The sequence below is a fragment of the Telluria sp. Soil_C_11 genome (genome assembly GCF_057657395.1).
This window is the reverse complement of record NZ_JBDGIN010000037.1, coordinates 1-5,781: the sequence shown is the minus strand read 5'-3', so window position 1 is coordinate 5,781 and position 5,781 is coordinate 1. Positions and strand designations below refer to the sequence as shown.

Annotated in this window: 5 protein-coding genes; 2 read left to right on the top strand and 3 right to left on the bottom strand. The window is 64.6% G+C overall.

Annotated features, from left to right (window positions below):
- Positions 1-77: 77 nt before the first annotated feature.
- Both AC3A6M_RS24635 and AC3A6M_RS24630 read right to left on the bottom strand, forming a co-directional pair.
- On the bottom strand, positions 78-1,670 hold the full coding sequence (locus AC3A6M_RS24635; protein ID WP_487855326.1) for an alkaline phosphatase D family protein: 1,593 nt from the start codon (positions 1,668-1,670) through the stop codon (positions 78-80).
- An 11-nt stretch (positions 1,671-1,681) separates the two neighbouring features.
- On the bottom strand, positions 1,682-2,116 hold the full coding sequence (locus AC3A6M_RS24630) for an acyl-CoA thioesterase (RefSeq protein WP_487855325.1): 435 nt from the start codon (positions 2,114-2,116) through the stop codon (positions 1,682-1,684).
- A 62-nt stretch (positions 2,117-2,178) separates the two neighbouring features.
- Here AC3A6M_RS24630 and AC3A6M_RS24625 point away from each other — a divergent pair, with 62 nt between their 5' ends.
- Complete coding sequence (locus AC3A6M_RS24625) at positions 2,179-4,029, top strand: ABCB family ABC transporter ATP-binding protein/permease (protein ID WP_487855324.1); 1,851 nt, start codon at positions 2,179-2,181, stop codon at positions 4,027-4,029.
- 18 nt (positions 4,030-4,047) lie between these two features.
- Positions 4,048-4,920 (top strand): Kdo hydroxylase KdoO, encoded by an 873-nt coding sequence (gene kdoO, locus AC3A6M_RS24620; protein ID WP_487855323.1) that lies wholly within the window; start codon positions 4,048-4,050, stop codon positions 4,918-4,920.
- 16 nt (positions 4,921-4,936) lie between these two features.
- Here the strand turns inward: kdoO and AC3A6M_RS24615 are convergent, their stop codons facing one another.
- On the bottom strand, positions 4,937-5,656 hold the full coding sequence (locus tag AC3A6M_RS24615) for an NYN domain-containing protein (protein ID WP_487855322.1): 720 nt from the start codon (positions 5,654-5,656) through the stop codon (positions 4,937-4,939).
- Between the last annotated feature and the right edge of the window lie 125 nt (positions 5,657-5,781).

The window sequence follows — 5,781 nt, the reverse complement described above, 5'->3', positions numbered from 1 at the left end:
TCAGCTACTTACTTCTCTTCAGTAGCTGCTCTTCCTTAATTATCCCGGACAGCAGTGCGCGCAGGCGGGGACGACGGTCATATGTTCGTCATGTCCACCCCCGCTACCCCATCCTCCACCCTGAACGCCGCCAGCTCCCGCTGAGCGGTCTTCGGATCCCGCACCTCATCCAGCCCCATGAACTGGACCCGCGTCTCCTTCGGCGTAATCGCCATCAGCATGTAGCCGCGCCTGTCGCTGCGCCCGTACCGGATGTGCGGATTCATCGCCACGTATTGCGAGGTGCGCTGCTGCGGGCGCGAGCTCGAGGTGACGGAGGTGCCGACGAACTCGGTGGCGATGACCGGGTTGTCCTTCGATTCGGGCCTGCCGAAATCCCGCCGCAGCTCGCTGGCGTAGAAGGTGTGGACGTCCCCGCCCAGCACCAGCGGGTTACTGGCCTGCGTGCGCAGCAGGGTATCGAACAGGCGCCGCCGTGCGGCCGGATAACCGTCCCAGCCATCGGTCCAGAAGCGGCCGCCATCCGGTTCGCTGACCGGCACCTGGCTCGACTGCGCCATCAGGGTCTGCTGGGCCAGGATGTTCCAGCGCGCCTTCGACGACGCCAGGCCGTCTTCGAGCCAGGCTTCCTGCTCCAGGCCCAGCATGCTGCGCGACGGCTCCAGCAGGACAGGGCAGATGCGCGGCCCCACCGAATTCGAGCCGCCCAGGCCCTTGCGCGAACAGGCTTGCACCGCGCGGTACTGGCGGTCGTCCAGCACGTGGAAGCGCGCCAGCCGGCCCCAGTCATAGCGCTGGAACATGCGCACGCTGGCGAAGTTCCGCGGCGGCGGCAGGCGCAGCGGCATGTGTTCGTAGAAGGCTTGGTAGGCGGCCGCGCGGCGCGCGATGAAATCCGGCGACAGCCGTTCGTCGCGGTCGCCAGCGTAGTCGTTGGCGACTTCGTGGTCGTCCCAGGTCACGATCCAGGGCGCGGCCAGGTGGGCGGCCTGCAGGTCCGGGTCGGTCTTGTACTGGGCGTAGCGCTGGCGGTAGCTCTCGAGCGTGAAGGATTCGTTCTGGCGCACCGCGCGCTGCGGATGCTGCAGGTGGAAGGCGCCCCATTCGTAGATGTAGTCGCCGAGGAAGGCGACCAGGTCGGGCGCGGCCTCGGCGATGTAGCGGTGCGCCGCATAGCTGCCGAATTCCCAGTGCTGGCAGGAGGCCACGGCCAGCTTCAGCAGGCCGGGCATGGCGTTCGCGGCCGGCGCCGTGCGGGTGCGGCCGACCGGGCTGACGGCGTCGCCCAGCATGAAGCGGTACCAGTACCAGCGCCCCGGCTGCAGGCCGGTGACGTTCACGCGCACGCTGTGCGCCAGCTCCGGCGTCGCGATGGCGCTGCCGCGCGCGGCGATGTTGCGGAAGGCTTCGTCCTGCGCGACTTCCCAGCGCAGCGGCACCGCCAGCCTGGGCGCGGAATTGGCGTCCAGCGAATCGCGCAGAGGATCGGCCAAAACCCGGGTCCACAGGATCACGGAGTCCTGCAGCGGCGAGCCCGATGCCACGCCGAGGCTGAAGGGATAGCCGGCCGCGTTCGACGGCGCCGCGCGCAGTACGGATGGGCCGGCGGCAGTCAAGGCCGCGGCGAGGCGCGCCGCATCCAGCAGGAACAGGCGGCGGCGCGGCTCCATCGTTGGAAAACTTATTCGGCGATCAGGGATTCGAGCGGCGGCAGCTGGCGCGGCTTGCGGTCCGGGCCGGTGGCCACGTAGGTCAGCGTCGCCTCGGTGACTTTCACGACATTGGTCTGCAGGCGGTTACGCTCGGCGTAGACTTCGACGTAGACGGTGATCGAGGTATTGCCGACCTTGACCACGTCGGCATAGAAGGACAGCAGGTCGCCGACGAACACCGGGTTCTTGAACAGGAAGGAATTCACGGCGATGGTGGCCACGCGGCCGTTTGCGCGGCGCACCGCCGGCAGCGAGCCGGCCACGTCGACCTGGGCCATGATCCAGCCGCCGAACACGTCCCCGTAGACGTTGGCATCGGACGGGGCAGGCATCATCCGCAGCACCGGCATCTTTCCTTCAGGCAGGCGGGTAGTGGATGGGGTCTGGTTTTCTGGCTGGGTCATCTTGAAATCTCGGTAAAAGCTACAATCGTCCCGAATTGAACCATAAATAAAGAATCCCTGTCATGCGACGCTCTTCACCGAACTCATCCCTGCCGCCCGCGGCCGATCCGGCTGCCCGCCGCAACGACTGGGCGACCCTCGGCACCTTGCTGCCCTACCTGTGGGTCTACAAATGGCGCGTGATGGCTGCGCTGCTGTGCCTGATCGGCGCGAAGGTGGCGAACATCGGCGTGCCGCTGGTGCTCAAGAATATCGTCGATAGCCTCAGCATCACGCCCTCGCACCCGTACGCGCTGCTGGTGCTGCCGCTCGGCGCCCTCATCGCCTACGGCGCGCTGCGCTTCTCGACCACGCTGTTCACCGAGCTGCGCGAATTCCTGTTCGCCCGCGTCACCCAGCGCGCGGTGCGCACCATCGCGCTGAAGGTGTTCCGCCACCTGCATGCGCTGTCGCTGCGCTTCCACCTGAACCGCCAGACCGGCGGCATGACGCGCGACATCGAACGCGGCACGCGCGGCGTGAATTCCCTGGTGTCGTATTCGCTGTTCTCGATCCTGCCGACCCTGGTCGAGATCACGCTGGTGCTGGGCTACCTGGTGCTCCACTACGACAAGTGGTTCTCGATCATCACCGCCGTGGCGCTGGTCACCTACATCACCTTCACCATCGTCGTCACCGAGTGGCGCACGCATTTCCGGCGCACGATGAACGAGCTCGATTCGAAGGCCAACACCAAGGCCATCGATTCGCTGATCAACTTCGAGACCGTGAAATACTTCGGCAACGAAGACTACGAAGCCAGGCGCTACGACGAAGGCCTGCAGAGCTACGAGCGCGCCGCGGTGCGTTCGCAGACCTCGCTTTCTTTCCTGAACAGCGGCCAGTCGCTGATCATCGCCGCCGCCGTCACCGCCATCCTGTGGCGCGCGACGCAGGGCGTGATCGACAGGACCATGAGCCTGGGCGACCTGGTGCTGGTGAACTCGTTCATGCTGCAGCTGTACATCCCGCTCAACTTCCTCGGCGTGATCTACCGCGAGATCAAGCAGAGCCTGGCCGACATGGAGCGCCTGTTCGGATTGCTGGAGCAGCACCGCGAAGTGGCGGATGCGCCCGATGCGAAACCGCTCGTCACGCATGGCGCCAGGGTCGCGTTCTCGCACGTCGAGTTCCACTACGACCCGAAGCGCCAGATCCTGTTCGACGTCGACTTCACCATCCCGGCCGGCACCACCACCGCCGTGGTCGGCCACAGCGGCTCGGGCAAGTCGACCCTGTCGCGCCTGCTGTTCCGCTTCTACGACGTGCAGCAGGGCGCGATCAGCATCGACGGCCAGGACATCCGCCACGTGACCCAGGACTCGCTGCGTCACGCGATCGGCATCGTGCCACAGGATACGGTGCTGTTCAACGACACCATCGAATACAACATCGCCTACGGCCGCCCCGGCGCCAGCCGCGAGGACATCGTGGCGGCGGCGCGCGCGGCCTCGATCCACGACTTCATCGAAAGCCTGCCCGACGGCTATGCGACAATGGTGGGTGAGCGCGGCCTGAAGCTGTCCGGCGGCGAGAAGCAACGGGTCGCGATCGCGCGCACGCTGCTGAAGAATCCGGCGATCCTGATCTTCGACGAAGCGACGTCGGCGCTGGACTCCAAGTCGGAACAGGCGATCCAGGCGCAGCTGAAGGAAATCGCGAAGCAGCGCACCACGCTGGTGATCGCGCACCGGCTGTCGACCATCGCCGACGCCCACCAGATCCTGGTGCTCGACCATGGCCGCATCGTCGAACGCGGCACGCACGGACAGCTGATCGCGCAGAACGGACTCTATAAACAGATGTGGGACCGGCAGCTGGCAAGGCAGGACGAAGACCTGGGCTCGAAGCCGCTGGCACTCGAACAAGACTAGGAATTGGGAAGAACAACGATGGAAAACCAGATCGTCGAGATCGACATGATGGAGGTCGGCCACGGCAATCCGGCCTGGATCGCCGCGCTGGAGGCGGGGAAGGTGCTGTACTTCCCGAACTTCGCCGAGCATGGCTTCGCGCCGCAGAAGGAAGAGCTGGCGCTGTTTCGCGAGGATATCCGCGACCCCAAGACCCGCAACATCAGCCTCGACCCGAGCGGCAAGCTGAAAGGCGCGGTCGGCGACGAGGCCACCCAGGCCCTGATGGCCGGCATGGTCGGCCGCTTCCGCGCCCAGGCCGAGGGGCTGCTGGGCAACCTGGTGCCGCGCTACAGCGAACACCTGCGCCGCGGATCGGTGAGCTTCCGTCCTTCGAAGGTCGAGACCCGGGTGCAGTCCTGGCGCGCCGACGACCGCCGCCTGCACGTCGACGCCTTCCCGTCGCGCCCGAACCGCGGCGAACGCCTTCTGCGCGTGTTCACCAACGTGAACCTGGAAGGCCAGCCGCGCGTGTGGCGCGTGGGCGAGCCGTTCGAGGATGTGGCAAAACGCTTCCTGCCGCGCGCCAAGCCCTACGTGGCCTGGCAGGCCAGGCTTCTCAACGCGCTGCACGTGACCAAGTCGCTGCGCAGCGAGTACGACCACCTGATGCTGCAGCTGCACGACGGCATGAAGGCCGACCTCGACTACCAGAAGAACGCGCCGCAAGTCACCTTCGGCTTCCCGCCCGGCTGCGCCTGGGTGTGCTTCTCGGACCAGGCGTCGCACTCGGTGATGTCGGGGCAGTACATGATGGAATACACGGCGCAGCTGTCGCCGATGCAGCAGTACGACAAGGAATCGAGTCCGCTGGCGATCCTGACGCGCTTGCAGGGGCATGCGCTGGTTTAATGCTATTGATGAGAAGTTACCAGTGGCCTGGCTTGCGAATCGGTTTCTTCCTGGTGGGGACGATTGCTGGTAACTGTGCCGTGCCAAGCAATTCGTCGGTCAGATGCGTTAGCGTCCAATCCGCCTGCTTGGCTAATGAGCCGCTCGGCCGGCGATGCGCCGGTATGCCGGAGACGACAGGTCGAATCGGCATGACGACACCCCTCACGATATGTGGGAAGTCGGCATGCAATGCTTCGAGAGCCGGCTCGGCGTCACTATCGTTCGATACCAGAATGATCCGATCATAAAGTCCTTTGCAGGCATCGCGATACATGCGTAATGCAAGATTCACGTCGGTTTTCTTTTCTTCCAGCTTCCACACCCGCGTTCGATTCGTCCTGTCGAATGGCTGATCCGCCATATAGATGGGCAAAAGCGTACCGCTCCTGTCGAATGAGTGAGTACCGTAAATCGTTTCGAAGCGGTCGCCATATTTCGTCTGCAGCGTTCGATGATAAGCGGACTGGGCTTCGACTGACGCGTTGCCGTGACTGGCGAATGTGGCGAGCGCCGGCGCAGTGAAGAGATGTACCCGCTCCAGCTTCTCGTTCTGGTCGCGCCGCGCGAGCAGATCGTCGAAAAGCTTGACGAGATCCAGCCATTTGAACGGCGTACCGCGAAGTCGGCCGTAGTAGAGGTTGTAGCCGTCGACATAGACGGCAGTGCTTCTTGGAGTATTGGAATTCACCGTCACGCAGCGTGGTATTCAGATGTGAAAAAGCCGCCCGGAAGAGCGGCTTTTTGAACTGACCCCATAAAGTTGGACGGTTAAGTTCGCTAGGCAGCCAAGGCCTGGGTCCTGTACTGAACAGGGCTCAG